This is a genomic window from Ruegeria sp. BG3 (genome assembly GCF_056538485.1).
Map to the genome: position 1 here is coordinate 308,717 of NZ_JBQFTE010000003.1, position 26,500 is coordinate 335,216.

Annotated in this window: 27 protein-coding genes; 7 read left to right on the forward strand and 20 right to left on the reverse strand. The window is 56.9% G+C overall.

Features of this window, described 5'->3' with window-relative positions:
• Positions 1 to 112 precede the first annotated feature (112 nt).
• The 5 genes from dctP (at position 113) to ACR0AI_RS07315 (ending at position 5,830) form a co-directional block, all read left to right on the forward strand.
• Complete coding sequence (gene dctP, locus ACR0AI_RS07295; protein WP_170467593.1) at positions 113 to 1,099, forward strand: TRAP transporter substrate-binding protein DctP; 987 nt, start codon at positions 113 to 115, stop codon at positions 1,097 to 1,099.
• Positions 1,100 to 1,192: 93 nt separating this feature from the next.
• Complete coding sequence (locus ACR0AI_RS07300) at positions 1,193 to 1,735, forward strand: TRAP transporter small permease (RefSeq protein ID WP_170378218.1); 543 nt, start codon at positions 1,193 to 1,195, stop codon at positions 1,733 to 1,735.
• 5 nt (positions 1,736 to 1,740) lie between these two features.
• Entirely contained in the window at positions 1,741 to 3,057 is a 1,317-nt protein-coding gene (locus tag ACR0AI_RS07305) for a TRAP transporter large permease (RefSeq protein WP_170463731.1), read from the forward strand.
• Positions 3,054 to 4,310, forward strand: coding sequence for a malonyl-CoA decarboxylase (locus ACR0AI_RS07310; protein ID WP_480672811.1), 1,257 nt, complete (start codon positions 3,054 to 3,056; stop codon positions 4,308 to 4,310). The genes ACR0AI_RS07305 and ACR0AI_RS07310 overlap by 4 nt, the downstream gene beginning before the upstream one ends.
• 5 nt (positions 4,311 to 4,315) lie before the next feature.
• Positions 4,316 to 5,830, forward strand: coding sequence for a malonate--CoA ligase (locus tag ACR0AI_RS07315; RefSeq protein ID WP_480672813.1), 1,515 nt, complete (start codon positions 4,316 to 4,318; stop codon positions 5,828 to 5,830).
• Between the two features lie 385 nt (positions 5,831 to 6,215).
• Here the strand turns inward: ACR0AI_RS07315 and ACR0AI_RS07320 are convergent, their stop codons facing one another.
• The 4 genes from ACR0AI_RS07320 to ACR0AI_RS07335 form a co-directional block, all read right to left on the reverse strand.
• Positions 6,216 to 7,505, reverse strand: coding sequence for an L-fuconate dehydratase (locus ACR0AI_RS07320; RefSeq protein WP_480672815.1), 1,290 nt, complete (start codon positions 7,503 to 7,505; stop codon positions 6,216 to 6,218).
• Positions 7,502 to 8,347 (reverse strand): fumarylacetoacetate hydrolase family protein, encoded by an 846-nt coding sequence (locus ACR0AI_RS07325; protein ID WP_480672817.1) that lies wholly within the window; start codon positions 8,345 to 8,347, stop codon positions 7,502 to 7,504. The genes ACR0AI_RS07320 and ACR0AI_RS07325 overlap by 4 nt, the downstream gene beginning before the upstream one ends.
• Before the next feature lie 15 nt (positions 8,348 to 8,362).
• Entirely contained in the window at positions 8,363 to 9,112 is a 750-nt protein-coding gene (locus ACR0AI_RS07330) for an SDR family oxidoreductase (protein WP_480672819.1), read from the reverse strand.
• A gap of 143 nt (positions 9,113 to 9,255) precedes the next feature.
• Positions 9,256 to 10,122 (reverse strand): hypothetical protein, encoded by an 867-nt coding sequence (locus ACR0AI_RS07335; protein ID WP_480672821.1) that lies wholly within the window; start codon positions 10,120 to 10,122, stop codon positions 9,256 to 9,258.
• A 153-nt stretch (positions 10,123 to 10,275) separates the two neighbouring features.
• Here ACR0AI_RS07335 and ACR0AI_RS07340 point away from each other — a divergent pair, with 153 nt between their 5' ends.
• Positions 10,276 to 11,052 (forward strand): IclR family transcriptional regulator, encoded by a 777-nt coding sequence (locus ACR0AI_RS07340; RefSeq protein WP_480672823.1) that lies wholly within the window; start codon positions 10,276 to 10,278, stop codon positions 11,050 to 11,052.
• 107 nt (positions 11,053 to 11,159) lie between these two features.
• On the opposite strand, the gene ACR0AI_RS07345 is transcribed toward ACR0AI_RS07340, so the two are convergent.
• From ACR0AI_RS07345 to ACR0AI_RS07420, 16 genes are all read right to left on the reverse strand, one after another.
• Positions 11,160 to 12,038: a DMT family transporter gene (locus ACR0AI_RS07345; RefSeq protein WP_480672825.1), complete on the reverse strand. Its 879-nt coding sequence runs from the start codon at positions 12,036 to 12,038 to the stop codon at positions 11,160 to 11,162.
• Positions 12,035 to 12,754 carry a TfuA-like protein gene (locus tag ACR0AI_RS07350; protein ID WP_480672827.1) on the reverse strand — a complete coding sequence of 240 codons (720 nt, stop codon included), beginning with the start codon at positions 12,752 to 12,754 and terminating at the stop codon, positions 12,035 to 12,037. The genes ACR0AI_RS07345 and ACR0AI_RS07350 overlap by 4 nt, the downstream gene beginning before the upstream one ends.
• Positions 12,751 to 13,944: a YcaO-like family protein gene (locus ACR0AI_RS07355; RefSeq protein WP_480672829.1), complete on the reverse strand. Its 1,194-nt coding sequence runs from the start codon at positions 13,942 to 13,944 to the stop codon at positions 12,751 to 12,753. Before ACR0AI_RS07355 ends, ACR0AI_RS07350 begins: the two co-directional genes overlap by 4 nt.
• A 121-nt stretch (positions 13,945 to 14,065) precedes the next feature.
• Positions 14,066 to 14,434, reverse strand: a complete 369-nt coding sequence (locus tag ACR0AI_RS07360) for a hypothetical protein (RefSeq protein ID WP_480672831.1) — start codon at positions 14,432 to 14,434, stop codon at positions 14,066 to 14,068.
• Positions 14,435 to 15,040: 606 nt separating this feature from the next.
• The gene (locus ACR0AI_RS07365) at positions 15,041 to 15,811 is read right to left on the reverse strand and encodes a lysophospholipid acyltransferase family protein (protein ID WP_480672833.1); all 771 of its coding nucleotides are present in this window, start codon (positions 15,809 to 15,811) and stop codon (positions 15,041 to 15,043) included.
• Positions 15,812 to 15,876: 65 nt separating this feature from the next.
• Positions 15,877 to 16,284, reverse strand: a complete 408-nt coding sequence (locus ACR0AI_RS07370; protein WP_480672835.1) for a universal stress protein — start codon at positions 16,282 to 16,284, stop codon at positions 15,877 to 15,879.
• A gap of 71 nt (positions 16,285 to 16,355) precedes the next feature.
• Positions 16,356 to 17,366 carry an Ldh family oxidoreductase gene (locus tag ACR0AI_RS07375; RefSeq protein WP_480672837.1) on the reverse strand — a complete coding sequence of 337 codons (1,011 nt, stop codon included), beginning with the start codon at positions 17,364 to 17,366 and terminating at the stop codon, positions 16,356 to 16,358.
• Between the two features lie 48 nt (positions 17,367 to 17,414).
• Complete coding sequence (locus ACR0AI_RS07380) at positions 17,415 to 18,596, reverse strand: UxaA family hydrolase (protein ID WP_170467617.1); 1,182 nt, start codon at positions 18,594 to 18,596, stop codon at positions 17,415 to 17,417.
• Between the two features lie 12 nt (positions 18,597 to 18,608).
• Positions 18,609 to 18,899: a UxaA family hydrolase gene (locus ACR0AI_RS07385; RefSeq protein WP_480672839.1), complete on the reverse strand. Its 291-nt coding sequence runs from the start codon at positions 18,897 to 18,899 to the stop codon at positions 18,609 to 18,611.
• An 11-nt stretch (positions 18,900 to 18,910) separates the two neighbouring features.
• Positions 18,911 to 19,891 (reverse strand): zinc-dependent alcohol dehydrogenase, encoded by a 981-nt coding sequence (locus ACR0AI_RS07390; protein ID WP_480672841.1) that lies wholly within the window; start codon positions 19,889 to 19,891, stop codon positions 18,911 to 18,913.
• A complete protein-coding gene (locus ACR0AI_RS07395; protein WP_480672843.1) occupies positions 19,888 to 20,610 on the reverse strand; it encodes an SDR family NAD(P)-dependent oxidoreductase in 723 nt (240 codons plus the stop codon). The genes ACR0AI_RS07390 and ACR0AI_RS07395 overlap by 4 nt, the downstream gene beginning before the upstream one ends.
• 41 nt (positions 20,611 to 20,651) lie before the next feature.
• The gene (hisD, locus tag ACR0AI_RS07400) at positions 20,652 to 21,959 is read right to left on the reverse strand and encodes a histidinol dehydrogenase (protein ID WP_170720323.1); all 1,308 of its coding nucleotides are present in this window, start codon (positions 21,957 to 21,959) and stop codon (positions 20,652 to 20,654) included.
• A 10-nt stretch (positions 21,960 to 21,969) separates the two neighbouring features.
• Entirely contained in the window at positions 21,970 to 23,298 is a 1,329-nt protein-coding gene (locus ACR0AI_RS07405) for a TRAP transporter large permease (protein WP_170378176.1), read from the reverse strand.
• 11 nt (positions 23,299 to 23,309) lie between these two features.
• Complete coding sequence (locus tag ACR0AI_RS07410) at positions 23,310 to 23,825, reverse strand: TRAP transporter small permease (RefSeq protein WP_480672845.1); 516 nt, start codon at positions 23,823 to 23,825, stop codon at positions 23,310 to 23,312.
• A 115-nt stretch (positions 23,826 to 23,940) separates the two neighbouring features.
• Positions 23,941 to 25,086: a TRAP transporter substrate-binding protein gene (locus ACR0AI_RS07415; RefSeq protein WP_170467626.1), complete on the reverse strand. Its 1,146-nt coding sequence runs from the start codon at positions 25,084 to 25,086 to the stop codon at positions 23,941 to 23,943.
• A 26-nt stretch (positions 25,087 to 25,112) separates the two neighbouring features.
• Positions 25,113 to 25,295 (reverse strand): hypothetical protein, encoded by a 183-nt coding sequence (locus ACR0AI_RS07420; protein ID WP_170467628.1) that lies wholly within the window; start codon positions 25,293 to 25,295, stop codon positions 25,113 to 25,115.
• Between the two features lie 152 nt (positions 25,296 to 25,447).
• On the opposite strand from ACR0AI_RS07420, the gene ACR0AI_RS07425 reads away from it, so the two are divergent.
• On the forward strand, positions 25,448 to 26,494 hold the full coding sequence (locus ACR0AI_RS07425; RefSeq protein WP_480672847.1) for a LacI family DNA-binding transcriptional regulator: 1,047 nt from the start codon (positions 25,448 to 25,450) through the stop codon (positions 26,492 to 26,494).
• Positions 26,495 to 26,500 lie beyond the last annotated feature (6 nt).

Consider the following 26,500-nt stretch of genomic DNA (forward strand, 5'->3'; position numbering starts at 1 on the left):
TTGCGAAAAATTCAAGAGCAATGATCTTGTATACAAAAACGTTGACTAAAAAACAGAACCGGCTTAAGCATACCCTGACCCCGGTACGCCGGGTCGAACCAGGGAGGAAATAATGAAAACCATTTTTAAGACAGCCGTTGCTGTAGCAGCGCTTGTATCTGCTGGCACGCTTGTATCCGCAAAAGAGCTGCGCCTGTCGCACCAGTGGTCCAACAAGGACATCCGTCACCAGGTCGCCCAGATCGTGGCCGATGAGGTTGCCGCCGCCGATGTTGATCTGGAGATTAAGATTTTCGGCTCAAAATCGCTGTTCAAACCGCGCGAGCAGTACAAGCCGCTCAGCCGAGGTCAGCTGGACATGACCGTTCTGCCGCTCAGCTATGCCGGTGGTCAGCAGCCCGCCTATAACCTGACTTTAATGCCCGGTCTGGTGAAAAACCACGATCACGCAGCGCGTCTGTCTGAGTCACCCTTTATGGAGGCGCTGGAAGAGAAGATGGCTGAGGATGATGTAATGGTTCTGGTCCATGGCTATCTGGCCGGTGGTTTTGCCGGAAAGGACAAGTGCATCACCAAGCCCGAAGACATCGCCGGCTTGCAGACCCGTGCAGCAGGTAAATCCTTTGAGCAAATGCTGGCCGGAGCCGATGCTTCGATCGCCTCGATGGCGTCATCGGAGATCTACAACGCGATGCAGACCGGTGTTTTGCAGGCGGCCAACACTTCGTCATCGTCATTTGTTAGCTATCGCATCTACGAACAGGTCAGCTGCTATACGCCAGCGGGCGACGTTGCCCTGTGGTTCATGTACCAGCCATTGCTGATGAACAAATCCACCTTCGACGGGCTGAATGAAGATCAGCAAGCTGCATTGCTTGCCGCGTCTGAAAAGGCACAGACTTACTATCTGGAAGAAGCCAAGAAGCAGGACGCAAACTCGGCCAAAGTCTTCGCCGAAGCGGGCGTCGAGATCGCCGAAATGAGCGCCGAAGACTTCGAAGCATGGCGCGCTCTGGCGCAGGAAACATCCTATAAGGCGTTCGTGGAAGAAGTCCCGGACGGGCAGGAGCTGCTGGACAAGGCTCTGGCGGTCGAGTGACCCTCTCTCGCTTGGGCGGCCCCGCTGCCGCCCGGCACTGATCTCAGTTCTGATCTTCAGACGTAATTGCATCTCAATCACTAGGAGACGCAAATGGCTGGCCATAGCTCTGCCGTTGCTTCCCATACCGGGAACAATCCCTTCCTTCGCCTTGTCGCAGCACTTTCAACACTGGCCGGATGGTGTTCCGCAGCCATGATCGTTGCTGCCGTCGCCATCACCTGCCAAATGATCGTCGTGCGTTTTGTCCTGAATGGCTCGACCATCTGGCAAACCGAAGCGGTCATCTATCTTGTCATCGCCGCCACCCTCGTCGGTCTACCTTATGTGCAACGCCTGCGCGGGCATGTGAATGTCGACCTGATCCCGATCTCGCTGGCCCCGCGCCCCCGCTATTTTATGGCGATCCTGACCTCGGCCCTGTCCATCGCCATCGTCTCGGTCATGCTGTTCTACGGCTACGAGTATTGGCACTTCGCATGGGAGCGTGGCTGGAAATCCGACACCGTATGGGGTGTGCGCCTGTGGATTCCCTACCTGTCCATCCCGGTCGGCTTTGGATTGCTGCTGCTTCAGCTGATTGCTGACCTCGTCGCCGTCCTGCTTGGCATCGATAAACCCTTTGGTCTGGAGTAAAGCCGATGGACCCCCTTCTGCTCGGCGCCATTGTCGCCATCGCCACCATCCTTGTTCTGTTTTCGGGCGTGTCGGTCGCCATCGGTTTGCTGATCGTTTCAGCCGGGTTTCTGATTGTCTTCGACGGCCCGCGTTCGCTGGAACTGATGCCTGAGATTTTGTTCGGAAAGCTGGATAACTTTGCCCTTCTGTCGATCCCGATGTTTATCATCATGGGGGCGTCCATCGCGTCGACGAGGGCCGGAGCCGACTTGTACGAAGCCTTGGAACGCTGGCTGACCCGTGTACCCGGAGGGTTGGTCGTATCCAACCTTGGCGCCTGCGCTTTGTTCGCAGCCATGTCCGGATCTTCACCTGCCACATGTGCCGCCATCGGCAAGATGGGCATCCCCGAGATGCGCAAGCGCGGCTATCCCGACGGCGTTGCCGCAGGTTCCATCGCTGCAGGTGGTACGCTTGGTATCTTGATCCCGCCCTCCGTCACCATGATCGTCTACGGCATCGCCACCGAGACCTCGATTGGTCGCCTGTTTTTGGCCGGCGTGATCCCCGGCCTGATGCTGGTTGGTCTGTTCATGGCCTGGTCGCTTTATTCGACCTGGAAATCCGGTGACGCCACCCGTCTGGGGTCTGGTAGCTACACCTGGCGCGAGCGTTTCGAGATCCTACCGCGGGTTCTACCCTTCCTCGGCATCATTCTGGGTGTGCTTTACGCCATGTATGGCGGTATCGCCACGCCGTCGGAAACCGCTGCTGTCGGCGCCCTGCTCTGCCTGCTGATCGCGATGATCATCTACAAGCTGTGGAACCCCAAGGACATCTGGGTCGTGCTGCGCGACAGCACCAAGGAAAGCGTGATGATCCTGTTCATCATCGCCGCTGCCGGTGTGTTCTCCTACATGCTCAGCTCGCTGTTCATCACTCAGGCGATTGCCGAGTGGATCGGTACGCTGGACGTGAACCGCTGGGTTCTGATGGGTGCGGTCAACGTGTTCCTGCTGATCGCCGGGTTCTTCTTGCCGCCCGTCGCTGTGATCCTGATGGCGGCACCGATCCTGCTGCCGATCATCACCACCGCTGGCTTCGATCCGATCTGGTTTGCGGTTGTACTGACAATCAACATGGAGATTGGCCTGATCTCGCCCCCTGTCGGCCTGAACCTCTATGTGATCAACGGCATTGCGCCCGACATCTCGCTGAAGACCATCCTGACAGGCTCTCTCCCCTTCGTGGCCTGCATGGTGATCGCGATTGTCCTGCTGTGCTTGTTCCCCGGTCTGGCCACCTGGCTGCCTGACCTGGTGATGGGAGCGGCAGTATGACCCTGCTGGCGGATCTTCTGTCCACCGTGTTCGAGCGACGCTATCGCCGCTCGAGCGTGGCGGCCCTCGATGGTCGCCCGCTGACCGAACTGGCCGATGCGCTAGTTGGGTCAGCGGGTGAGACCTCGGGGCTGGCGCTGGCTGAGGAAATCCTAACCCGGTTCGACACTCTGTGTGACGAGGAAAAGCTGGAGTTCTTCCGCTATATCGCCTCAGCCATGAATATTGACCCCGAGGCGGTGCGCTCGTCGCTGGATGAATACGAACGCGACCCCTCGAAAGCGACCTATCGCAGCTTTGCGGCTGCGGTGGAACCGGCCCGACAGGAATTGATCCGCCGGTTGAACCGCGTACCCGGTGCCACCGGCGCACTGGTACAGATGCGTGCAGATCTGCTGCGGCTGGGCGGCAAGGAACCGGAACTGCAGGCGCTGGATTTGGATTTCCGGCATCTATTCGCCAGCTGGTTCAACCGTGGCTTTCTGGTGCTGCGCCCGATCAACTGGGAAAGCCCGGCGCATATTCTCGAAAAGATCATTGCTTATGAGGCAGTCCACGCCATCGACAGCTGGGATGACCTGCGCCGCAGGCTCGAGCCAACCGACCGGCGCTGTTTCGCCTTCTTCCACCCTGCAATGCCCGATGAGCCATTGATCTTTGTCGAAGTGGCGCTGAACCAAGGCATCCCGGGCTCGGTTCAGGCGCTGCTCGCCGAAGACCGCGATCCGCTGCCGCAAGATCAGGCGGATACGGCTGTGTTCTACTCGATCTCGAACTGTCAGGCCGGGTTGGCCAGCATCTCGTTCGGCAACTCGCTGATCAAGCAGGTGGCCTCGGATATGGCAGCGGAACTGTCGGGATTGAAAACCTTTGTCACCCTGTCGCCCATTCCGGGTCTGACCAAGTGGCTTACGCAGGAAAACACCGAATGGGACGTCGAAAAGCCCGATCAGATGAAGGCGCTCGCGGCGCATTACCTGCTGAACGCAAAGGGCCGGGGCAACATGCCTTTCGACCCGGTGGCGCGGTTCCATCTTGGCAACGGTGCGCTGGTTCATGCGGTTCATGCGGATGCCGATACGTCGGACAAGGGCCGGGCACAGTCCGGCGGCACCATGGTCAACTATCTCTATGACCTCAGCCGCGTGGCGCAGAACCACGAACAATTTGCCAATACCCGCGAGGTGAACGCCTCGACTGAGGTCAAATCGCTTGCCGCGTCCGCCTCTTTCACATCGACACAGGAAAGGTAATCCCTATGGCCAATCCTCTCTATGACGGTTTGTTCGGCGCTCACGCCGCCAAAGACACACCTTTTTTGCATCTGCTCGACGGTTCGGTGATAACGCATCAGGACTTTTTAAGCACCGCAGCGCAGATCGCCCACCTGACCACACAAATAGGCCTACAGCCCGGCGACCGGGTTGCGGCGCAGATCGAGAAATCAACAGAAGCGCTGGCCCTCTATGCCGCCTGCGCGCAGGCAGGTCTGGTGTTTTTACCCTTGAATACCGCCTATACCGTCGATGAGCTGACCTACTTTATTGAAAACAGCGGTGCCTCGCTGATTGTCTGTGACGCCAAAAGTGAAGAGAAACTTGCCCCCATTGGCGCGCAACTGAGCGCGGGCGTAGAGACCCTGAACGCGGATGGCAGCGGTAGCCTGATGGAAAAGGCATCGGCAATGCCTGTCAGCTTCGACACTGTCGATCGGGACGGCGAGGATTTGGCGGCGTTCCTCTACACATCGGGCACCACGGGCCGGTCCAAAGGCGCGATGTTGACCCAGAACAACCTGTTGTCGAATGCCGAAACGCTCGTTGAAGAATGGCGTTTCAAATCCGACGATGTGCTGCTGCACGCGCTGCCGATCTTTCACACTCACGGACTGTTTGTTGCAACCAATGTGTCACTGGCTGCGGGCAGTAGCATTATATTCATGCCCAAGTTCGATCTGGACGAGATTATCCGTCAGATGCCTCAGGCCACGACGATGATGGGCGTGCCCACTTTCTACACACGCCTGTTGGATGACAGTCGGTTCACAAAGGAACTGACCGAACATATGCGCCTGTTTGTTTCCGGTTCCGCGCCCTTGCTAGCCGAAACGCATGTGCAGTTCGAACAGCGCACCGGACACCGCATACTCGAACGCTATGGCATGACTGAAACCAACATGAATACGTCAAACCCTTATGAAGGGGAGCGTCGCGCAGGCACCGTCGGGGTCCCTCTGCCCGGGGTTGAGCTGAAAATCTGCGACTCTGATGGCAACGCTCTTTCGCAGGGCGAGATTGGAGAGATCGAGGTACGTGGACCAAACGTATTCAAAGGTTATTGGCAAATGCCGGAAAAAACCGCGGCCGAGCTACGCGAGAACGGCTTTTTCATCACCGGCGATCTGGGCCGGATCGATGAAGAGGGCTACGTCCAGATCGTAGGCCGAAACAAAGACCTTATCATCTCAGGCGGCTACAACATCTACCCCAAGGAGATTGAACTTGTGCTGGATGACCAACCCGGCGTTCTGGAAAGCGCCGTCGTCGGCGTCCCCCACCCAGACTTCGGAGAAACGGTTCTTGGCGTGATTGTCGCGGAACCGGGCGAGACCCCCAACCTTGAAGAGATGCAGGCAGCGGTGTGCAACAGCCTCGCGCGGTTTAAACACCCCCGGAAGTTGATCCTGATGGATGAGCTTCCCCGCAACACCATGGGAAAGGTTCAAAAGAACATCCTGCGCGACCAGTACAAGGATATGTTCATGGCCGCATGAGAGGCTACCGTTTTTCCGATCAAGCAATGCAACGTCGGGGTAACTGCGGCTTGCTCCACGTTCGCAAAAGCCCTGCGCGATAAAAACGTTAGAGGCGACTTAGGCAAGTCCGTCGAAGCGTCTTTGCCCTATGACCAGTCAATCACCCTTCCGTCGAGGAATGCTTCGGTTTTTTAACTAGTTCTTGAGCGGTGGAATGGTTGGTTTACAGCGGGTCAAAGATTCTTGCAGTAAACCGGCGTTGCGCCAGAGCCTCGGTTGCACCAAGCAAAACAAACAGGCGGCCTCAAAGGCCGTTTTCCCAAAGTTAAACGTTTTGTATCTCCTTCAGGTCGGGTAAAGCGCAGCCCGACAGTTGTTGCTTTTTGGGTCAGGCGACGGGAGTTTATTCCACTGCCATTGGGGGCAGGATCCGGAAATCTCTGATGCTGTCAGGTTTCATCTCGATCGAGAACCCGGGCTGCGCCGGCGCCAAATAGGCTCCTTTCTTCACCACGCATGGGTGGATAAAGTGCTCATGCAGGTGATCGACATACTCGATCCGCTTGCTGTCCTTCTCACCCGAGATCGCGACGTAGTCGATCATCGACATATGCTGGACGTATTCGCACAGGCCCACGCCCCCGGCATGCGGCCAAACCGGTAGATCGTACTTCGCCGCCATCAGCATGACCGCGAGCACCTCGTTCAGCCCACCCATCCTGCAGCTGTCGATCTGAACAATATCGATCGCGCCTTCCTTGATGAACTGCTTGAACATGATCCGGTTCTGGCACATCTCGCCCGTCGCCACCTTGACCGGCGCGACGCCTTCACGGATCGCCTTGTGGCCGAATACGTCATCAGGGCTTGTGGGTTCTTCGATGAAGAAGGGCCGTGCAAAAGACAGCGCCTTGACCCAGTCAATCGCCTGATCGACTTCCCAAACCTGATTGGCGTCGATCATGATGTTCATGTCTTCGCCCAGCACTTCACGCGCGATGGTCAGGCGGCGAATGTCGTCATCCAGATCGCGGCCCACTTTGAACTTGGTGTGGGTAAAGCCCGCCTCCTTGGCCTCCTGACATAGACGGCGCAGCTTGTCGTCGGGATAGCCCAGCCAGCCCGCCGAGGTGGTGTAGCAGGGATAGCCCTCATCCTTCAGTTTGGCGATGCGCTCCGCTTTGCCCGGTTCAGTGGCACGGAGCATCGCCAGCGCCTCATCCGGAGTGATCGCATCGGTCAGGTAGCGGAAGTCTATCAAGCGCACGATTTCTTCGGGGCTCATCTCGCTGACCAGTTGCCAGACAGGTTTTCCCGCTTCTTTGGCCCACAGATCCCACGCGGCGTTCACGACCGCGCCGGTCGCTAGGTGGATCGCCCCCTTGTCGGGACCAATCCAACGCAGTTGGCTGTCGCCGGTGATATGACGCCAGAACCGGCCCATATCGTCGGTGATCCAGTCCAGCTCCAGCCCTTTGACCAACGCACCGAGGGCTTGGATCGCGGCCACACAGATCTCATTGCCGCGGCCAATGGTGAAGGTCAGCCCGTGGCCCTCATGCGCGCCGTCGGTTTCCAGCACCACATAGGCCGCCGAGTAGTCGGGGTCGGGGTTCATCGCATCCGACCCGTCCAGACTGTCCGAAGTCGGAAACCGAAGGTCCTCGGTCCGAATGCCGGTAATCCGGGTCACTTGCTGGCCTCAACGGTTTGGCGCTGAACGCCCAACCCTTCGATCCCCAGCTCCATCCGGTCTCCGGGTTTCAGATAGGTTTGCGGGTCCTGCCCCATACCCACGCCCGGAGGCGTCCCCGTCGAGATCACATCACCCGGCTGCAATGACATGAACTGCGACAGGTGCGAGATCACTGTCGCAACATCAAAATGCATCGTTCTGGTCGAGCCGTCCTGATACCGATGCCCGTTCACCTCAAGATACATCGGCAGGTTCTGCGGGTCCGACACCTCATCACGCGTCACCAGCCATGGGCCGATGGGGCCAAACGTGTCGGCGGACTTGCCCTTGACCCACTGGCCCGAGCGGTGCAGCTGGAAGTCGCGTTCCGACAGATCGTTGACCACGCAATAGCCCGCGACATGGTCCAGCGCGTCCTCGACGGAGACGTATTTTGTATGCTTGCCGATCACCACACCCAGTTCGACCTCCCAATCGGTTTTGACTGAGTTGCGGGGGATTTCCACAGTGTCATCAGGCCCCATGATCGCCGAGGTCGCCTTGAAGAAGATCACCGGTTCTTCGGGCAGGGCCATGCCAGATTCAGCAGCGTGGTCGGCATAGTTCAGGCCGATGCAAATGAACTTGCCCACATGCCCGACACAGGCTCCAATGCGCGGGGTACCTTCGACCACGGGCAGAGCATCCAAATCCAACGCACGCAGGGCATCAAGCCCGGCATCCGACAACGCGTCGCCCGCGATATCGTCAACGACACCCGACAAATCGCGGATCGCACCGTTTTCATCCATAAGGCCGGGTTTTTCTTGTCCAACCGGACCGTAACGCAGCAGTTTCATCTCAAATCTCCCTGATCAAACGGTCCAGCCGCCATCGATGGCGAAGGTCTGTCCGGTGGTGAATGCGGTCTCATCGCTGGCCAGATAGACGGCCAAGGCGGCAACCTCGTCTGCGTGGCCGATACGGCCCATGGGCTGGCGCGCGATGAAGTCTTTCATCGCTTGCTCGTAGTCGCCGGTGGCGCGCAGGCGGTCGTGCAGGCTGGGGCTGTCGACTGTGCCGGGGCAGATCGCGTTGCAGCGGATGCCTTGCGTGATGAAGTCGGCGGCGATGGACTTGGTCAGGCCAATCACGGCCGCTTTGGACGCACAATACGAGAAACGGTTCGGCACACCTTTGATCGACGAGGCGACCGAGGACATGTTGATGATCGAGCCACCGCCATTCTCCAACATGCCGGGCAGAACCAGCTTTGCTAGCCGGTACATTGCCTTGACGTTCAGATCAAAGCTGAAATCCCATTGGTCATCGTCACATTCAAGGATCGAACCGGCCCCAACAAACCCCGCGCAGTTGAACAGCACGTCCAGTGCTCCAGTGGTTGCGACGACCTCGGCCACAGCGTCTGCATCGGTGACGTCCAGCTTCAGAGCCGTCACACCCTCGATGGCAGCCAGTTCGGCAAGCGTTGCATCGTTGATGTCGCATGCAATCACCTGCGCGCCTTCTGCAACATATTTCTCGACGCTGGCGCGGCCAATGCCCTGCCCTGCGGCGGTTATCAATGCTTTTTTTCCGGCCAGACGGCCCTGTGGTTTGGTCATGTCGTCCTCAATCCGTATGATAAACTTCAGTACTGGGTGCCCATTGTTTGTTTCCGCTGCGGCACAGATCAGTGGCATGTGTAGGGCCATCAGGAATTTCACGCAGGTGATGGCATTCTACGCCTTGGTTTGACGCATCAAATTCAGCCATGAGAAAACGTTCCCGAACCTCCGGCGCTTACAGCCAGCTTATTGATCTTGTTAGTTGGGAAACTCGCAATTGCACCAACGGTCTCAATGTTTTCGCAGCCATTTGTGACCAGGAAACCGTGATTGTCGGACCAGCCGTCGCGCGTGACCGACCCCAACGACTGGATCGTCACGCCGACAGTGCCCGCGGCCTTGGATGATTCTGGATCATTGGAGGATCCGGCCCGGCCTTGCCACTCCTGGTTAGGTGAGATACTTCCCTTGATCAGGCCCTGACCCAAATTACCCCTCATCTTCGACGAGGTGCCTGTAGCAGTTGTTTGCGCCTCATCGATGCCAATCAAAATCGGCAATGCGCGCCGGCCGGCGTTCAGCCTCAAGATGCACTTATCGCTGTCGGCCACAGCCACCTTATGGGGCTGGTAAACGAGAGCTTCGTAAGTAATTACATCATTTGTGCCGTAGAAGATCGCCTGATCCTTCACCTGCGGCCAGGCTTCGGAGACGGTTAGAGCCTCGTTGTATTGCGCTTTATTCATTGCAGCCTGTTTCGCGCCTTCGGAGTTCGACTTGAGGCAGCCCAGCTCCAGAAAGTCAAACCGCGCGCACTGCAGCATCAGAAGCTCGCCGTTCTTGGCAGGGGCACTAATATTGTCTGGCGCGAATTTGGCAATTGTGTCTTCCGAAGCTAAACCGCTTAGGTCGACATTCAGACCTTGGATTTGCTGTCCACCAATCAGCTTGGGTTCAAAAACAACATCGGGGAGAGATATCCGGTTCGATTCGGCGTGCACTGCGCCTGCGGCCAGAATGACGCAGCTTACAAGCAATCCATTGATTGTATGGGTCGATTTTGTCACGTGCTTCTCCCTGATCTCGGTTTGCGACTCTCCCACATCGCTGCAATTTGCATTTAAAACTTTAATTTACAAATAAATCAACATTGACTCGCGCTACAAATTCAAGTCACTTTGCCCACGCATTCGCCCGCAAGCGCGAATTGGGAGGAATACGTGTCAGCAACTTCAGAGAAATATCGTGCCCCTGCCCTAGAGAAGGGTTTGGACATCATCGAGTTGCTATCGCTGCATGCCGACGGACTGGCGCAAGGTGACATTGCACGCGCTCTGGACCGGTCCCAAAGCGAAATCTACCGCATGCTGTCCACACTGGTGCGACGCGGTTATGTGATCCGGTCCTCTGACGATGATCTCTATTCGCTCAGCCTGAAAATGTTTGCGATTTCGCAAAGGTATCCTCCGGTCGAGCGGTTGCTTGAGATGGCGACACCCAAAATGCGGGCCGTAACGCGAAAGGCCTGGCAATCCTGCCATATGGGTATGGAGAGCAATGGAGACATAGTTGTTGTCGCCTCGATTGCCTCTCCCGGGAACTGGGGTTTGGCATTGCGCGTCGGAACCGTGATTGGCCTTGGGAATACCGGCACCGGCCGTGTTCTTGCAGCTTTTCGCAGTGACGTTGACCTCGACCAGCTGCTGGACAATCACAGGCTTGCGCAAGGCGAGCCCGAATTTGACGTCGTTGAATTCAGGGAACATGTCGCCCGCATACGCGAATTGGGCTATGAGAGAATGCCATCAGCCACAGCGGTTGGGGTGACGAACCTCGCCTACCCAGTGCTGGACCATGAAGGACATGCAATCAGTGTCGTGAACTGTCCATTTTTGGAAAGGATTGATCAGCTTGAAGTTCCGGGAATTGAAGACGTGCATCAACTCTACAAGTCTTTGGCGGAAGAATTGACCGATTTCTATACGGGCAAGTCGTAAGCCTGACCTACAAGTCACTTGTCACAAAGGGAAAAGGTCAAGCAAGCTGGTCCATGTCCGTTCTGATCCATGTGCGAAGAGGCTGTTTTCGCCAAAAACTCGCATCTTTAGACAAGAGATGCGTCCTCTTTGGTTTTGTTGGCCAAAAGACCGCCAACTGTGATGAGACCAGCGCCAATCCAACCCCACAAATCGGGCAAGGTATTCCAGATCAAATATCCGAAGAATACTGCCCAGAGCATTCCGGAATACTCAATCGAGGCCAGCGTACTAATTGGTGAGAAGGAACATGCTGACGTTCTGAAATACACACACAAAGCGCCACAAACACCCAGCAAGCCAACGAGCCAGAGGTCGGAAGAACTTGGAACGTAGCTCCCATAGGGAACCAAAACAGCGGCTGCGGCAAAGACCATGAGATACTCATATCCAGCGATTGCTTCCGGTGTATCCCGTCTTGAAAGGGCACGCGCCGTGATTAAGCCGAGTGCGCTACACAACGCCGCCGCCAATGGAAAAAAGGCTGCCACGTTAAGACCTAGGCCCGGCGGGCGTATTAAAAGTAAAGCGCCCATAGCGCCGGAAACGAGTGCAAGTAGTTGTGGAAGCCCAGGATGTTCCCGAAACACAAGTGAAGACAAGACCATCGAAAAGATAGGCGCGACCATGAAAATCATGGTCACTTCGGCAAGCGGCAAGTTTTGAAGACCGGAAATGAAAAAGTACATTGTGCCTAAGGTCAGCACGCCCCTTGCCATCAATAGCGGCCATCTTGGTGAGGCCAAAGATCTCCAGTTTCGAGGCGCAATAAATACAAAGAAAAACAAAAGTCCAAAGGTGCTTTCGAACAAGATGATCTGAAGCCCGGAATACGTCTCGGATAGCACCTTGGCGACCGCGTCCATCGCAGACATAAAAAACACGCCAAGCGCAAAGTAAGCTGGACCATTGGCGTAGAGTTGCGATGGTTTGAGACGGGCGATCATGACGTGAGCTGATCAAATATCGACGTTCGTTCCAGCCGAAAGCGCGCAGTGAACGGACCAGGTGTGTCGCGTAGAAATGCGTTCATAGACTTAAGCATTTCGATCGCATCAATTTTCTTCAAATTGACCGTATTGTTCTCAAGCCACCGTTCAAGCCGAAGCAATTCATCGGGTTGCACATTGTCCTGTTCGCCGAGGTGCAGCATGTGTTCGTACGAGCGGTTGGAGAAATACTCTTGATCCATAAGATTCAGGAGCTTATCGGCCGTTACTTGAGAAATTAATTTGTTTTCCGAAGCAACTTCAAGTGTTGCTCTGATGTTTACAAGCGGCTCTGACAGCGACGGGTATTTCAGTTCTGCAGGTCCGTGATTTAATGCAACCTCGTCGTCACGCGTCAATAGACCGTCGCGGTATTCCTCAAAGATGCGGCCGACCCCTTTCATGCCAAAACTATGCAGTTCCGCCGCCCGCAACGCGCCCATGCTGGAGCTGCCAAACACGTGTATACCCTGATCAAGCGCCCAGAGTATTTCCTTGTGCAACACGGAGGGTGTGAACTGAAAATAGCCGTCAATTATTCCGATAGCGCGTGGCTTTCGCGCGACCGCATCCAATACATCCCCCTGAGCCGCCGGGGGCAGATATTCAGCGGTCAAAATCTGTTTGGCTTCACTTTCGTGAATGGTGGGGCCGCAGAAAACAAAAACGGTCATTGCATTAACGCTGTCGCATTTTGCGCACGCAGTCCCGGCGTATAGCGTGGGTCGTCATGCGGCCCCTCCAACCCGGGGACGACCACCCGTACAACTGCAATGCGATTGGAGACATAGTCGGCTGTAATGTCAATGAAGCAGGCACCGTCCAGTCCAGCGGCAGTCAACCGCGATTTGAGCCAAACAAGATCTCCCTCGGGAGATTTGCTTTCATACGACTGCCTGGAGTCAAAACTCAGGCATCCAGGTCGGGCAATCGTTTCTTGGAACTTCATCTCAGAGTAGTAGTCCGAATGCAGATCATCACGCGCGCCCGTGATCAAAGTCAGCCGTTCCTGCGCAGCTTCTGTCAGGGCGCGCGAGAGCGCGATCTGCCGACACGGGTGACACCCCGCGCCGACAGATGGGCGCGAGAGAAGTACCGGCACGTTTCCATTTTCACATGCCCATACCAAGTAGGCGGGCACGCCGATTTCCGTCGTCACGTCCCAGATCGCCAAGTTAATGTCGGCGTCCTTGAATTTGTGTAGGGTCTGGCACAAACCGTGGTCTTCGATAGTCAGTTGATCAATCCGACGTGCATCTCGTTCCGGCCACGGCAAACTCGACCATAGCGCAACAGCATCCCGTTCGATCACTTCGCACAAGCCGTGTATCTTTGCCTCGGAAAGTGAGTTCCCCGAGGCCAGACCATTCGAACTCGACAGGAAGAACCCGCTCCCGGGTGGCAGAGGGCGCGTGTAGTTTGTATGTACCAATTCGTAGGGAACCCACACATTTTCCGAACCCACCAACAGTTGCATTTCAATCCAGAGGTTCGGCGCGAAAGGATCAAATTTCATCTCATTGCTTAGCGGCAACTGATCAACTGGCAAAACGCTGTGCGTGTATCTGATATCTTCAAGGCTCGCGAGTATGACAGGAGCCACAATACGTTCTGCGTGGAAAATCTCGATGGACTCCATCACGGCAGAAGCGACCGCAGCGTCATATGTCACGCCCTTCCCCTGAGAAACTGCCATTGATCGCGAGTTTGGCCTGCATACGACGGTTGTCGGTAGCCCAACACGATCAAGCCCTGTGACATCCGCGATACGCGTGATGCCAAAAACCGGAAACAGGTCCCGCAAAAGCTCTACCGTCTGCTTGGGCGAGCGAATGCGATGTGTCCCATCAAAATACTGTTTCAAAACAAGTTCTCACGCGACTGGGAACAACCTATCAGTGCGCGCAATGACGATTCTTACTGCGCGACACGAATGTTGGCTCAAAGGCTTGAGCCAACACTCAAACACGTTGCTTTGACTGGTTTTAAGCAGTTGGTTGAATCTTCGCCCCGACTTGGGCCGGATCAATCTTTGCTCCCAGTTGAGACGGATCAATTTTGGCTCCGTGTTGGCCTGGATCAATCTTGGCGCCAATTTGACCTGGATCGATCTTGGCCCCGATTTGGCCCGGATCAATCTTTGCACCCAGCTGAGACGGGTCAATTTTGGCTCCATGCTGGCCGGGGTCAATCTTGGCCCCGACTTGCGAAGGGTCACCGTAGCATACGTCTTCGGCAGCGATCGCAGATTGGCGACGTGCAGAATTGGTACCGCGCTGAGCATAAACTCCGGATTGATCGATAGTGATCAGACGGCCATCAGGCGCACGAACAGTTCTTTTGTTTTCAAACATTTAATTTCTCCCTTTGTTGGAATCTTCGTTCTAATTTGTTTTGCACTTCAAGAACCAGAGCGCGCCATTCCCTAACACAGAACTTGCATGATCACCAAGGCGCATGACGGGCGCTTTCCCAGATGAGTTGGAATGAGAACCTACGTTCAGACCAGTAGGAAAAGCATCGGTTTGACAGACTTTGGAGCTGCAAGCATGCTCAACCCCAAAGCAAAACTTGTTGTTTGGTGCTCCTTCATTGCCTGGCGAATTTCGGCACTATCGGCCGAAACGGGGTCGTCAAGTATGGCCGGGCGCGACCTAGGTTTCTAGTAGTGGTCGTGGTCTGCGCAGTCGTTACTCATTCTATTGGAAGCTCTGTTTGCGGCAAAAGCGCAGACCACAATGCAGAACAATTGCATGTCGTCCCAGCCGATGAACCAAACGTTTTTTGATGGACGCAATAGGCAATAATTGTAGGCACTTAACAGTCTCTCCTGCCTGATACGCGATCTTCTTGATTGGCCCTAAGGGAGATCAACGCCGACTGGTCAAAGAGACAGTGCGCCGTCTTAGAAACTCGAGCAGATCCCGTGGATTGCCGGCCCGTTTTTCAATCTCGTCTCTCTAGATAGGGTCACCGACGATCGGGCGCTGGGGTTTGTCCAAGGCATGCCGCACTTCGTACAAAAGCAACCCTTGGCGCAGCGTGGCGGAGACATTGCTGGCGATTTGATATGCGCGACTGTTGCGTCCGGGAAAACGAATGGGGACAACTGTGGCCCCAGAGCGCTGGATAAGTTTGGCTGTAAAGGGATTCCATTCGCGTTCGATCGCAGGGCCCCACCAACTGTTCGACGAGGCAACAACCCCGGAAGGGAACAATGCGATCAACCCTCCGTTCGCAAGATGCTCCATAGCTTTTCGGCGCATCTCAAGGCTCTTTTCGAGAGCGTCGGGTTCATGATCAAAGGGGACCGGGATCATGAACTGGTCAATCTCAAGGACACCCGTCAGCAGAGACCGCGTTAGAATTTTGTAGTCGGTTCGGACATGACCGATCAATTCCGCCAGGATCATGCCGTCGACAAGTCCGTGCGGGTGATTGGCGACAACCACCACGGGCCCTTTGCTCGGGATTTGACGAATTTCTTCATCGGGCGTTAGCAGCGCGATGCCCATCACCTTGAGGGCCTGGCCCCAGAAGGGTTGCCCAGCGGGAACACCCATTGCCTCGAATTTTCGGATGCGACGCAACAAATGGAATTTGCTTGTAGCCAGCTCAATCGCTTTGATCGCCCATCGCTGAACCGGGTTGCTGAATGTGGATGCATAAGACAAGCGGCGGCGATCATAGGGCTGCTCGCTAAGGTTTGTTCCGTCGCTCTGGCCAAGCAACAGCCGAGTCTCTTTGTCCGGGCGGCCAGTACCGGGTCTTTTGAGGGATTGAGACCCCTTGCCCCTCATCGAAGGATGAAGACCGAACACGGCGCGCGGCGTGAAATACGCGACGCCGTCGAGCCCAGAAGATAGTCCCTAACGCCGGGTTTGTGAGAACCGACAATAACCAAATCAACATGGTTTTCACGGGCATACTCCGCTACTTTCAGGCCCGGTTTGCCGGTGATGACTTCGGTCGAGATGTCTTCCGCGCCGCTCGCAAGGCGATCCAGTTCGTCCTTGATACGCGCTGTCAGGTGGTTTTCGGGTTTCGACTCCACGAATTCGGCGACGAAACCGGGTATGTCTTCCAGCACTGTCATCAAGGTCATCCGGCCGTCTTCGGCAAGCAGACGGCGCCCAGCGGCGATTTTGTTGGCGACGACGCCTTCGTGGTCCAGAGCGACCGGGATCAGAATGTGCTTGTACATAGTCAGTTCCTTTGTCGATTTAGGGGGCGTTTGTGGCGGCCGTGCCGCGGGAAACGATCATCTTGGCGGCCTCAGACATTTGCACGCGCGAGTTCGCGAGCCAGATCAAGATATTGACCGGGAACCGCTATGCCATGCGCCTGCGCGCTGCTGATCGACTCTGCAAGCCGATCCCCCGGAAGCCGTGCGCCTTCGAGGCTTTCGATGGCCGTTAGCACCATTTCGAGACGGTCCGTGAAGGCGTCCAGATTGTTTGGGCTCATAGCAATCAGGAACTGTCCGGACCCTGGAGAAGGCCCCTCTGCGTCAAAAAAAGAAGCCACGCCCAAGCTGGGGTTCGCACCGGTGAAAACCGACGCGAGAACCTCAACCATCAAGGCAAGCACGGTTCCCTTTGCCCCTCCGGCGGGGGCCATAGAACCAGCCAATGCGGCGGCTGGGTCGGTTGTGGGTTGGCCGTCTTTGTCAAAGGCCCAATCCGGTGGGATGGGCTGGCCTGTCTTGTTGGCATGCATGACCTTGCCGCGCGCAACATGCGACAGCGCCAGATCAATCACCAGCGGCGGCGCGTCGCGTCGCGGCGCTGCAAAGGCAATGGGGTTGGTGCCAAAAACCGGACTCGCGGCGCCCCAAGGGGCGATTGCCGGAGGGGCATTGGCAAACATCAAGCCAACAAGGCCCTCAGCGGCGAGCTTTTCGACCTGCACCGACAACGTCCCCGCGTGATGCGAGTTTTTGATCGACATCGTTGCTGTGCCGTACGAACGCGCCACGCTTATGCCCTCTGAGATGGCGTGATCCAGCGCTGGGTACGCAAACCCGAAATCGGCGTCAGTGGAGATCGCAGTTTGACTAGTCAGGCGAGAAGTAATGTTTGCGTCCCGGTTTATCTTTCCGCTACGCACCTGCGCGACATAGTCCCCGAGACGCGAAAAACCGTGACCCGCCTGGCCTTCGGCTTCTGCCGCCGCCAGCGCATTGGCGACGGACTCAGAGTGTTCCTTAGAAACCCCCTGAGCCATCAATGCACCCGAAATGAGGGCCTTGGCCTCGGAAAGGCTGATGTTTTCCATATGTGCCATGGTTTTATCTTTGGGTGGGGCGGCACCTTGGCGCCGCCCCTGCCAGATCTAGGCGCTGCGATAAAGCTTGGTCATCGAGAATTCGCGATGGCCAAGTGCTTCGGCGGCTGTGTTGCGGCCATTGGCTGTGCGGCGGATCATGTCGATCAGTGCATCGCCCGCTTCGTCAATGGTCTGTTCCCGACGCAGGATGCCCGACACGTCGACGTCCACGTGCTCGCCCATCGTACGCACAGTCCGAGGGTTCGCGGTGATCTTGATAACCGGAACAATCGGGTTGCCCACCACATTGCCTTGACCCGTGGGGAAGGTGTGGATGACAGCGCCACCGGCCGCCATCAGGGTCACACATTCTGCCGCGGCCGAGGAACTGTCCATGAAGTAAAGCCCTGCGCCCGAGCTTGGCGCTTCGGCGGCATCGAGGATGTCGATATATTGCGAGGTCCGACCGATCTTCTCGAGGTTGCCCAAAGCTTTTTCCTCAATCGTGGTCAGGCCGCCTTCGATGTTACCTTTGGTCGGCTGGGAATCCGACAGGTCATCGGTCTGATGCGCAAAGATCACGTCGTCCTGATAGGCTTTCCACATCTTGTACCAACGCTCACCCACTTCTTCGTTGATCGCGCGTTTCTGGCAGATGTGTTCAGCGCCGGTGATCTCGGAGGTTTCGCCGAAAAAACCGGTGATGCCCTCGGGCAGCAGCTTGTCGTACATATTGCCAACCGTCGGGCAGGACCCCAAACCGGTGGTGGTGTCAGACTCACCGCATTTGGTCGAGATCCAAAGCTCGTTCAGCGCGCATTCTTCGCGCTGGTATTCCGAGGTCAGATGCACAAATTCCTTCGCGGCCCAGCTGGCCTGACGAATGGTTTCAAAATCCCCTTTCTGCTCGATCGAGAATTCGGCAACGGGTTTGCCGGTTTCGCGAATGCCGTCCGCAATCCGCTTGGTCCAACCGGGCTCAATACCGATCACGACAACAGCGGCCACATTGGGGTTCGCCCCGGTGCCAATCATGGTCCGGAAGTGCAGCTCCAGATCCGCGCCAAACTGTAGGCGGCCATAGGCATGCGGGATGGCAAGCGTGCCTTTGACGTTGTTAGCAACGGCTTCGCACGCTGCGTTTGATATATCGTCGACCGGCAGGATAACCACGTGGTTACGAACGCCGACACGGCCATTCTCACGACGGTAAGCATGCACAGACATATTTTTGAAATCGAGTGCCATGAAGAGGACTCCTTACCAGCGCTTCGTTTTGCAATTGTGGGTGTGGACGTGACTGCCCTTGGGGATGTCAGCGATGATCTTGCCGATATCCTCGCCGTATTTGATCGCGGTATCGCCGTCCTTGAAGTCTTTCAGCGCGATCTTGTGGCCGATTGGCACATCAGCGCCTGATGTCAGGCGGAAGGTCGAATTGTCATGGGTTACGCAGACCAGCATATCGGTGCCGGCCGTCAGGCCCTCGACCACGACAACACCGACATTGTCGGCATGTTCGTGGACGAGCAAGTGGGGGATTTCAGCCATTTGTAGTCTCCTCAGGCGTCAGGTTTTAGAATGATTTTCGGGGCCGCGACGCGCCCTGCCAGAATGTCTTCGAAGGCATGCGCGCCATCTGACAACGGGCGGCTTTCCACCCAGTCCAGCGCGCCCAGCCTGCCATCGAACATGGCTGCGGCGGTGTCGCGGAAATCTTGTGCGGTATAGGTGTATGTGCCGATAAAGGTGATTTCCTGCAGCGTCATGCGACGCACATCCAGGCCGCCAGTATCTTCACCCAGGCCGATATGCAGAACCACACCTCCAGGCTTGGCAGCGGCAGAGGCAGCTGCCCTTGTTGCCGCAAATCCGACTGCGTCGACAACAACAGGGAATTCGTCCTGAACCTCCTTGGCGACTTGCATTCCGCAGGTGGCGGCGAGGTATTCTCGGCGGATGTCATTTCTATCGACGACTACAACTTCGTCAAAGTCCATCGCTTGCAGGGATAAAGCGGCGGCCACTCCAATTGCGCCGCCACCAATGACAAGCGCTTGGCGCGGTTCCGATGGATGCAGCGCCTCAACGCCAAGTCGGGCCGCATGCCAGCCGACGGCGATGGGTTCGGCCAGTGCTGCCTTGGCCAGTGAAACATCGTCAGGCACTGTGACCAGATTGGCTTCGGGGATCCGCACAAGCTCGGCAAAGGCGCCCTCGCGCGGGGGCATCGAGATTATCTGCCGCGTCGGACACAGGTTTTCACGTCCGGAAACACAGGCAGGACAGGCACCGCAATTGACCAGAGGGTTGATCGTCACACGCTCACCTGCGCGAGGTCCGTCAACTATGGTACCAGCCGCTTCGTGCCCAAGGATAAGAGGGGCCGGGCGACGGTTGTCGTGCCCCAGATAGGCATGCATGTCCGAACCACAGATGCCCACGCTTTCCACCCGGATCAGCGCCTCGCCCAGCTGTGGGGTTGGGTCCCTGGTCTCTTCGTAAGACAGGGCCTTAACGTCGGTATAAACAAGAGCTTTCATTTGGCGGTGAACCCTCCGTCCAGCATCAGGAGTTGGCCGGTCACGTAGCGAGAGGCTTCTGAACACAGAAAGAGCAGAGGCCCATCGAGATCTCCGAGCGCCCCGTTGCGGCCAATGCAAGTTTGAGCTGCGTTACGTTCGGCGCGTTCGGGATCAGCAAAGACCGCCGCAGTCAGTTCGGTCTCAAAAAAGCCCGGGCCAATCGCATTTGTGTTGATCCCCGCAGACGACCACGCCTCGGCCATGGCGCGGGTCATCTGGGCCACGCCACCCTTTGAAGCGCCATAGGGAAGTCCGTTTGGAAAGGCGCGGAAGGACTGCAGCGAGGCAAAGTTGATAATCCGCCCCCAGCCTTTCGCCTTCATGGCCGGGACGAAAGCCTTGCTCAGGAAGAACGGGGCGGAGAGGTTGACCGCAAGGGTCGCGTTCCAAATCTCTGGTGACAGCTCCTCGGCAGGCAGTCTTGGGTTGAGGCCCGCAGCGTGAACAACAATATCCGGCGCACCGAACGGAGCAGCGATTTCGCACACGAGCTCCGGTTGGTTTTCAAGATCGGCCACATCGCCAGCGACGACGGCAACGTTTCCGCCCATCTCGTCCGCCCAGCTTGCCAAGGCTTCGGCGCGGCGGGCAACGCCCACCACCCTTGCGCCAGAGTTTGCCAAGATCGTTGCCGCTTGTTGTCCGAGGCCAGAACTGGCCCCGGTCACAACGGCCACGCGGCCGTCAACGCTGAATAATCGTGAGGAAGACAAGTGTTTTAGCCTTGCGCCGTCAGGTTGAATTCTTCGTTTGGGAAGTACTTCTTCAGGCGGATGTCAGCGGTGCGTGCGTGGCCTTCCATGCCTTCGAGGCGTGCAATCCGTGCGGTCGCTTCAGCGACGGGCTTGGCACCTTCACGGGTCGCGCGCTGCCAAGTCACGATTTTCATGTACTTGTGCACACTCAGGCCACCTGTGTAGCTGGCCGCCCCAGAGGTCGGCAGGACGTGGTTTGTACCCGCCGCCTTGTCGCCAAAGGCCACGGTGGTTTCCTCGCCCAAGAACAGCGAGCCATAGCAGCTGAGGCGATCCAACCACCACTCCAGATCTTCCGCCTGAACCGTCAGGTGTTCGGGTGCATAAGCATCGGAAGTTGCCGCCATTTCCTCTCGGTCCGCGCACAGGATGACCTCCGCATAGTCGCGCCAGGCGGCGGTGGCATTGTCGCGGTTCACTTCTGGCAGATCGGCAATCAGCTCTGGCACCAGCCGCATGACCTCTTCGGCTAGGGCGCGGTCATCGGTGACCAACCAGACCGGCGAGTTATAGCCATGTTCGGCCTGACCTACGAGATCGGCCGCAACCACCATCGGATCGGCTGTTTTGTCGGCCAGTATCAGGCTGTCGGTCGGGCCGGCAATCATGTCGATGCCGACACGGCCGAACAGCATCCGCTTCGCCTCAGCCACGAACTGGTTTCCCGGACCTACGAGAATATTGGCCTTGGGCAAGCCGAATAGGCCAAACGTCATCGCCGCAACGCCCTGAACACCGCCCATGGCCAGGATTTTATCTGCACCACAGATATGTGCTGCATAGATGATGGCAGGCGCGATACCCACGTCGGGGCGTGGTGGTGAACAGGCGACGATGTGCTTGCACCCAGCGACTTTTGCCGTGGTGACGGTCATGATCGCGCTTGCGATATGGCTATACCGTCCACCGGGCACATAGCAGCCTGCAGCATCCACCGGGATTGCCTTCTGCCCCGCAATAAAGCCAGGCACGACCTCGGTCTCAAAATCCTTGACCGTGCCCAACTGCGCTTCGGCGAACTTCTTGACGTTGGCGTGGCTAAACTGGATGTCCTGCTTCAGCTTTTCGGGCACGAGGGCCGACGCAGCCTCAATGGCCTCAGGCGACAACAGAATTTCGCCATCGTAATTATCGAACTTCCGGGCGTAGGCCATGGCTGCCTCATCCCCGCCGGCCTCAATTTCATCAAGAATGTCGCGGACGATTTTCTTGGTTTCCGAAGCATCGCTTTTCGAGGTCAGCGTCGCTTTTTTGAGATATTCTCTCGGCATTGATTGCTTCCTATTTGTAAATATCTGGCAGAAGAACGGTCGAGATCGTCGGCACGTAAGCGATGAACAGGGTGACGATCAGCATGAACAGGACGAACGGAATGGCGCGATAAGCGATCTTTAGGATCGACTCGCCCGTTATTCCTGCGACCACGAAAAGGTTCAGCCCCAAGGGTGGCGTGATAAATCCAACGCCCAAAGCGGTGATCATCATGATGCAGAACTGGATCTCGTTCATGCCGATGTCATCCGCCAGCGGTTTCAGGATCGGCGCGAGTATCACTATGTTCGGGGTGGTCTCCATCACGCAGCCCGCCGCGATCAGAATGCCGACCATCATCAGGATAAGGACGAGCGGTTCGTCACTGACCGAGGTGGCGGCTGCCACAAAGCCCTGCGGAACACCAATGATGGCCAGTGCTTCGGCCAAGGGGGCCGAAAAGGCGATGATCGGCAGAATGACCCCGTTCACCTTGGCTGAACTGACCAGCATGGCTGGGAAATCGCTCAGGCTCAGAGTGCGCAGGATGAACCCCATGACAATCGTCACCACCACGGCTGTAGCGCCTGCTTCGGTCGGCGTCAGTCGACCCGAAAAGATGCCGTAGAAGATGATGCCGGGCACCAGAAAGGCATACCAACCTGACTTCAGGGCTTTGCCAAGCCGCGAGAAGTACTCGCCCATGCTGATGTTGCCACCACCTTCCCAGCCCTTGAGGCGGTTCATGATGATGTTCGTGGCAAGAATGGACAGCAGGATCGCAATGCCGGGGATCAGCGCGGCCAGGAACAGTGTCGAGGCAGAAATCCCCAAAACAAGGCCGATGATGATATATGCGATCGATGGAGGGATCAGGATACCGGTACAGGCACCCGCAGCAACAAGAGCACAGGCATATGGCCGGGGGTAGCCGGATTCGACCAGGCGGTCGATCGTCATGCGGCCAACAGCTGCGGCCCCTGCGGCGTCCGAGCCCGAGATCGCGGCGAACATCCCGCAGACAAGTACCGTGGCCGATCCAAAGCCGCCCTTGGCGAACTGAGTTAGAGCCTCGGCCACATCAAGAAATTTTCGACTGAGCCCGGTTCTTACTAGGACGTCGCCCGTTAAGATAAACAGCGGCACAGCCGTCAACGCGAAAAAGTCGATGCCAGAGAACAGCTTTTCCCCGACGAGGCTCAAAGGCAGAGCCCCTGACCAGACAAGCATCAGGATCGCGGCGGAGCCGATGGCGGCCCAGACGGGAACGGCAAGTGCGACAAGGACGACGAACAGGATGACCGGGCCATAAAAATCCCAGCCGAGAACAACGGATTGATCGAGTTGATTCCAAAGCATGTCCAGCCCCCTCAGTCGAACAGTTTGTCACCTTCGTAAACGGGGCGACCCGCACGAAGGTCCGCGATGTCGCGGAGGATGGATTGGAAGAGGCGAAGCAGAACCAGTGCGAAACCGATTGGAACGGCCATCAGAAACCACACGCGGCTGATACGCAGACCATCTGTTACAGATCCAAATTTTGCGGAAACGTGGACTGTTTCATACGAGTAGTAGAGCGCCACGACTGAGACGGCGACCATCACAAGATCCCCAAAGAGATACAGCAGCGCCTTAATCCGCGGGCTGACATAGTGCATGATCACGTCAATGCGGATATGTCCGCGTTCACGAACCGCAGCGGCAGCGCCGATCCACGCGAGGTAGATAAACGAGTATCGGACGATTTCCTCGCCCCAGATCGAGGAATAGGACAACAACTCGCGCCGAAGCACTTCGATGAACATCGTCGCCACCAGCATCGTGTAGAACACGAGCAGCAGCCAGCGCTCGGCATTCCGGTTCAGTTCTTGCAGTATTCGTTGCATGCAATCCTCCCGTTCACCGACACCTCAAGGGCAGCCGGCAGCCGGATTTCCAAGTTGTCGTCAGATTTGTGGGGCGGCCTGTAACTATGCCGCCCCTGAAACGCGACGAGGCGTATCAAGCATCGTGGACGTAGTAGCGCCCTTTCGTGCCAGCCGCTTCTTCCAGCTTGGCAAAGTTGTCCATGGAACCGGCCAGCTCGACCTTGAACTCATCCCAATCGGACAGTTGGTATCCACCAGCGGCTTTCCATTCCGCCAGCTGATCCTCACTGAGGCTGTGGAACTCAACACCTGCTTTGCGCAGTTCCGCCATTGCATAGGTGCGCGCAGATGGAACTTTGGCCAGGTTCTGATGCGAGGTCAGCTCGCCCGCGAACTCGATGCCTTCCTGCACATCTGCGGGTAGCGAGTTGAACCATTCCAGATTCATCGAGTAAATCTGACTGTCCGGCACCGCTTGGGTAAAGGTGACATGGCTCAGGATGTCCTTGAAGCCAAACACAAAGAGCGCGCCAACCGACGGGTCCAGAGCATCCGCCACGCCCTGCTTGATCGCCGAAGGCGTTTCGCCCCAGGCCACCGGCGTCGGGTTCGCGCCGACCATACGATAGTACTGCTGCAGCATCTTCGAGCCGGGCACGCGGAACTTGACGCCTGCCATGTCGCCAGGCGTGATCACGGCATTGCCACCCTTGCGAACGGCCACGACACGTGGGTCGATATTGATGTAGAAAAGCGCCTTGAAACCTGCGGCTTCGATCTTGGGGTGTACTTCGGCTTTCCACGCATCCGAGGTCACAAGGTTGGTGAAGCGCTGGTTCGAGCCGCAGAAATAGGGCATGTTGATAAGGTCTGCCGCGCTCGCATAGGGAGCGAAATTCGACAGGGAATGCTGCGCACATTGGATGGTTCCAGCCTGCACTGCTTGCACCAGGGCACCACCGGCCCCCAGCTGACCACCAGGTGCCAGCTTGACATAGACCTTGCCATTGGTGGCGTTCTGGATGTTTTCCTTCAGGTCCAACTGCATGATCGGATAGCTGCGCGATGCACCCAAGACATACGCTGTCGCAAGGGTCATCGTGAATTCCGCTGCATCCTCGCGTTCACGCTCCTCCTTGGCGGTTTGTGCCGCGGCCTCGCTGGACCACAAAGTCCCCGCAGCCCCTGCAACCAACGCTGCGGTGAAGCTACCGCTTCCTGCCAGCTTCAAGAAGTTCCGGCGTGAAGCCGAAGCCAATTCCTGCTTTTCACGATCCATGTTTTCCTCCCTATGGGTCATGTCATTTATTGTTTTTTTGATTGTGCAGCCGCCTCTTTCCTTAGCGTGACGACAACGAATGCGAGCGATGCCGCGAACAGCAACACCATCTCTCCTACGTCGCCCAGGAATTGGCCGTAGCCAAATGCGCCCGCGACGACGTTGATCAGGAACGCCAGAAAAAGCGCAATGGCCGCGAATATGAACATTCCCAAACCCCCTCCTCTCCGATTCGAAGCAACTGTAAGCGCTTACATTTTGCATTGCAAGCGCTTACACTGTACCTAGAATGGCACCGTAGTTGACCCCGCATTCCTAAGAGCGCAAATGGAGCGCAGAAACCACGAGTGTATTTAGGTAAATGACGAAGGCATCTTCTCCAGACCAGCCAAGCCGGACGTCACCGACGCTGGAAGACGTTGCACAACGTGCAGGCGTTTCAACGGCCACGGTGTCGAGGTGCCTCAACAATCCCAAAATGGTGTCCGAGAAAACCCGCGAAAGGGTTCTCAGCGCAGTCAAAACACTTGGCTACACACCGAATTTCGGGGCTCAGGCCCTTGCCGCCAAGCGCACCAGAACCTTTGGCGCAATTATCCCGACGATGGAGAACGCGATCTTCGCAAGGGGCCTCCAAGCCTTTCAGGAAGAGCTTCAGAGGCATGGCATAACCCTCCTTGTCGCCAGCTCTTCGTATAACCCTGAGCTTGAAGAAGAGCAAATCCGCAGCCTCGTGGCACGCGGTGCGGATGCGCTTTTACTGATAGGCTTTGACCGGACCCCACAGATTTACGATTTCCTTAGGAAACAACGGATCCCGTGTGTAGTCGCCTGGGTCTATGATCCTGACCAAACGCACCTGTCCATCGGGTTCGATAACCGAAGCGCCATGCGCGCGCTGACCGAACAGGTTCTCGACCTTGGACATCGCGCCATAGCCTTTGTCACAGCAGAGCGGGACGGGAACGACCGGGCTCGGTTGCGCTGTGAGGGCGTCGAGCAAGCGATGCTGTCTCGGGACCTTGATGCCGGCAACTTGCATGTCATCGAAACGCCCTACTCGATCGACAACGGTGCCCGCGCCCTTGAAGCAGCAATGGAATTGGACCCGAGACCCACTGCAATATTGTGCGGCAACGATGTACTAGCCGCTGGTGCTCTCAGGCAGGCCCGGAAAATGGGTCTTCAGGTGCCTCTGGATGTCTCCATCACCGGGTTTGATGACATCGAAATAGCAGAGATCGTAACTCCGGCCCTGACAACGGTTCATGTTCCGCATCGAAACATGGGCAAAGGCGCCGCCCGTATGCTGGTCGCTTTGCGCAAAGGTGAGGATGCGGGGTCAAGTATTCAGCTTGAAGCCACGACAAAGATACGCGAGTCACTCGGGCCTGCACCCCAGGCCTAGGACACA

Excerpts from the sequence above, each read along its gene's own strand:
- dctP (WP_170467593.1), top strand. The coding sequence starts at position 113 with ATGAAAACCATTTTTAAGACAGCCGTTGCTGTAGCAGCGCTTGTATCT.
- ACR0AI_RS07300 (WP_170378218.1), top strand. The coding sequence starts at position 1,193 with ATGGCTGGCCATAGCTCTGCCGTTGCTTCCCATACCGGGAACAATCCC.
- ACR0AI_RS07305 (WP_170463731.1), top strand. The coding sequence starts at position 1,741 with ATGGACCCCCTTCTGCTCGGCGCCATTGTCGCCATCGCCACCATCCTT.
- ACR0AI_RS07310 (WP_480672811.1), top strand. The coding sequence starts at position 3,054 with ATGACCCTGCTGGCGGATCTTCTGTCCACCGTGTTCGAGCGACGCTAT.
- ACR0AI_RS07315 (WP_480672813.1), top strand. The coding sequence starts at position 4,316 with ATGGCCAATCCTCTCTATGACGGTTTGTTCGGCGCTCACGCCGCCAAA.
- ACR0AI_RS07325 (WP_480672817.1), bottom strand. The coding sequence starts at position 8,347 with ATGAAACTGCTGCGTTACGGTCCGGTTGGACAAGAAAAACCCGGCCTT.
- ACR0AI_RS07330 (WP_480672819.1), bottom strand. The coding sequence starts at position 9,112 with ATGACCAAACCACAGGGCCGTCTGGCCGGAAAAAAAGCATTGATAACC.
- ACR0AI_RS07345 (WP_480672825.1), bottom strand. The coding sequence starts at position 12,038 with ATGATCGCCCGTCTCAAACCATCGCAACTCTACGCCAATGGTCCAGCT.
- ACR0AI_RS07350 (WP_480672827.1), bottom strand. The coding sequence starts at position 12,754 with ATGACCGTTTTTGTTTTCTGCGGCCCCACCATTCACGAAAGTGAAGCC.
- ACR0AI_RS07360 (WP_480672831.1), bottom strand. The coding sequence starts at position 14,434 with ATGTTTGAAAACAAAAGAACTGTTCGTGCGCCTGATGGCCGTCTGATC.
- ACR0AI_RS07370 (WP_480672835.1), bottom strand. The coding sequence starts at position 16,284 with ATGTACAAGCACATTCTGATCCCGGTCGCTCTGGACCACGAAGGCGTC.
- ACR0AI_RS07375 (WP_480672837.1), bottom strand. The coding sequence starts at position 17,366 with ATGGCACATATGGAAAACATCAGCCTTTCCGAGGCCAAGGCCCTCATT.
- ACR0AI_RS07380 (WP_170467617.1), bottom strand. The coding sequence starts at position 18,596 with ATGGCACTCGATTTCAAAAATATGTCTGTGCATGCTTACCGTCGTGAG.
- ACR0AI_RS07385 (WP_480672839.1), bottom strand. The coding sequence starts at position 18,899 with ATGGCTGAAATCCCCCACTTGCTCGTCCACGAACATGCCGACAATGTC.
- ACR0AI_RS07390 (WP_480672841.1), bottom strand. The coding sequence starts at position 19,891 with ATGAAAGCTCTTGTTTATACCGACGTTAAGGCCCTGTCTTACGAAGAG.
- hisD (WP_170720323.1), bottom strand. The coding sequence starts at position 21,959 with ATGCCGAGAGAATATCTCAAAAAAGCGACGCTGACCTCGAAAAGCGAT.
- ACR0AI_RS07405 (WP_170378176.1), bottom strand. The coding sequence starts at position 23,298 with ATGCTTTGGAATCAACTCGATCAATCCGTTGTTCTCGGCTGGGATTTT.
- ACR0AI_RS07410 (WP_480672845.1), bottom strand. The coding sequence starts at position 23,825 with ATGCAACGAATACTGCAAGAACTGAACCGGAATGCCGAGCGCTGGCTG.
- ACR0AI_RS07415 (WP_170467626.1), bottom strand. The coding sequence starts at position 25,086 with ATGGATCGTGAAAAGCAGGAATTGGCTTCGGCTTCACGCCGGAACTTC.
- ACR0AI_RS07420 (WP_170467628.1), bottom strand. The coding sequence starts at position 25,295 with ATGTTCATATTCGCGGCCATTGCGCTTTTTCTGGCGTTCCTGATCAAC.
- ACR0AI_RS07425 (WP_480672847.1), top strand. The coding sequence starts at position 25,448 with ATGACGAAGGCATCTTCTCCAGACCAGCCAAGCCGGACGTCACCGACG.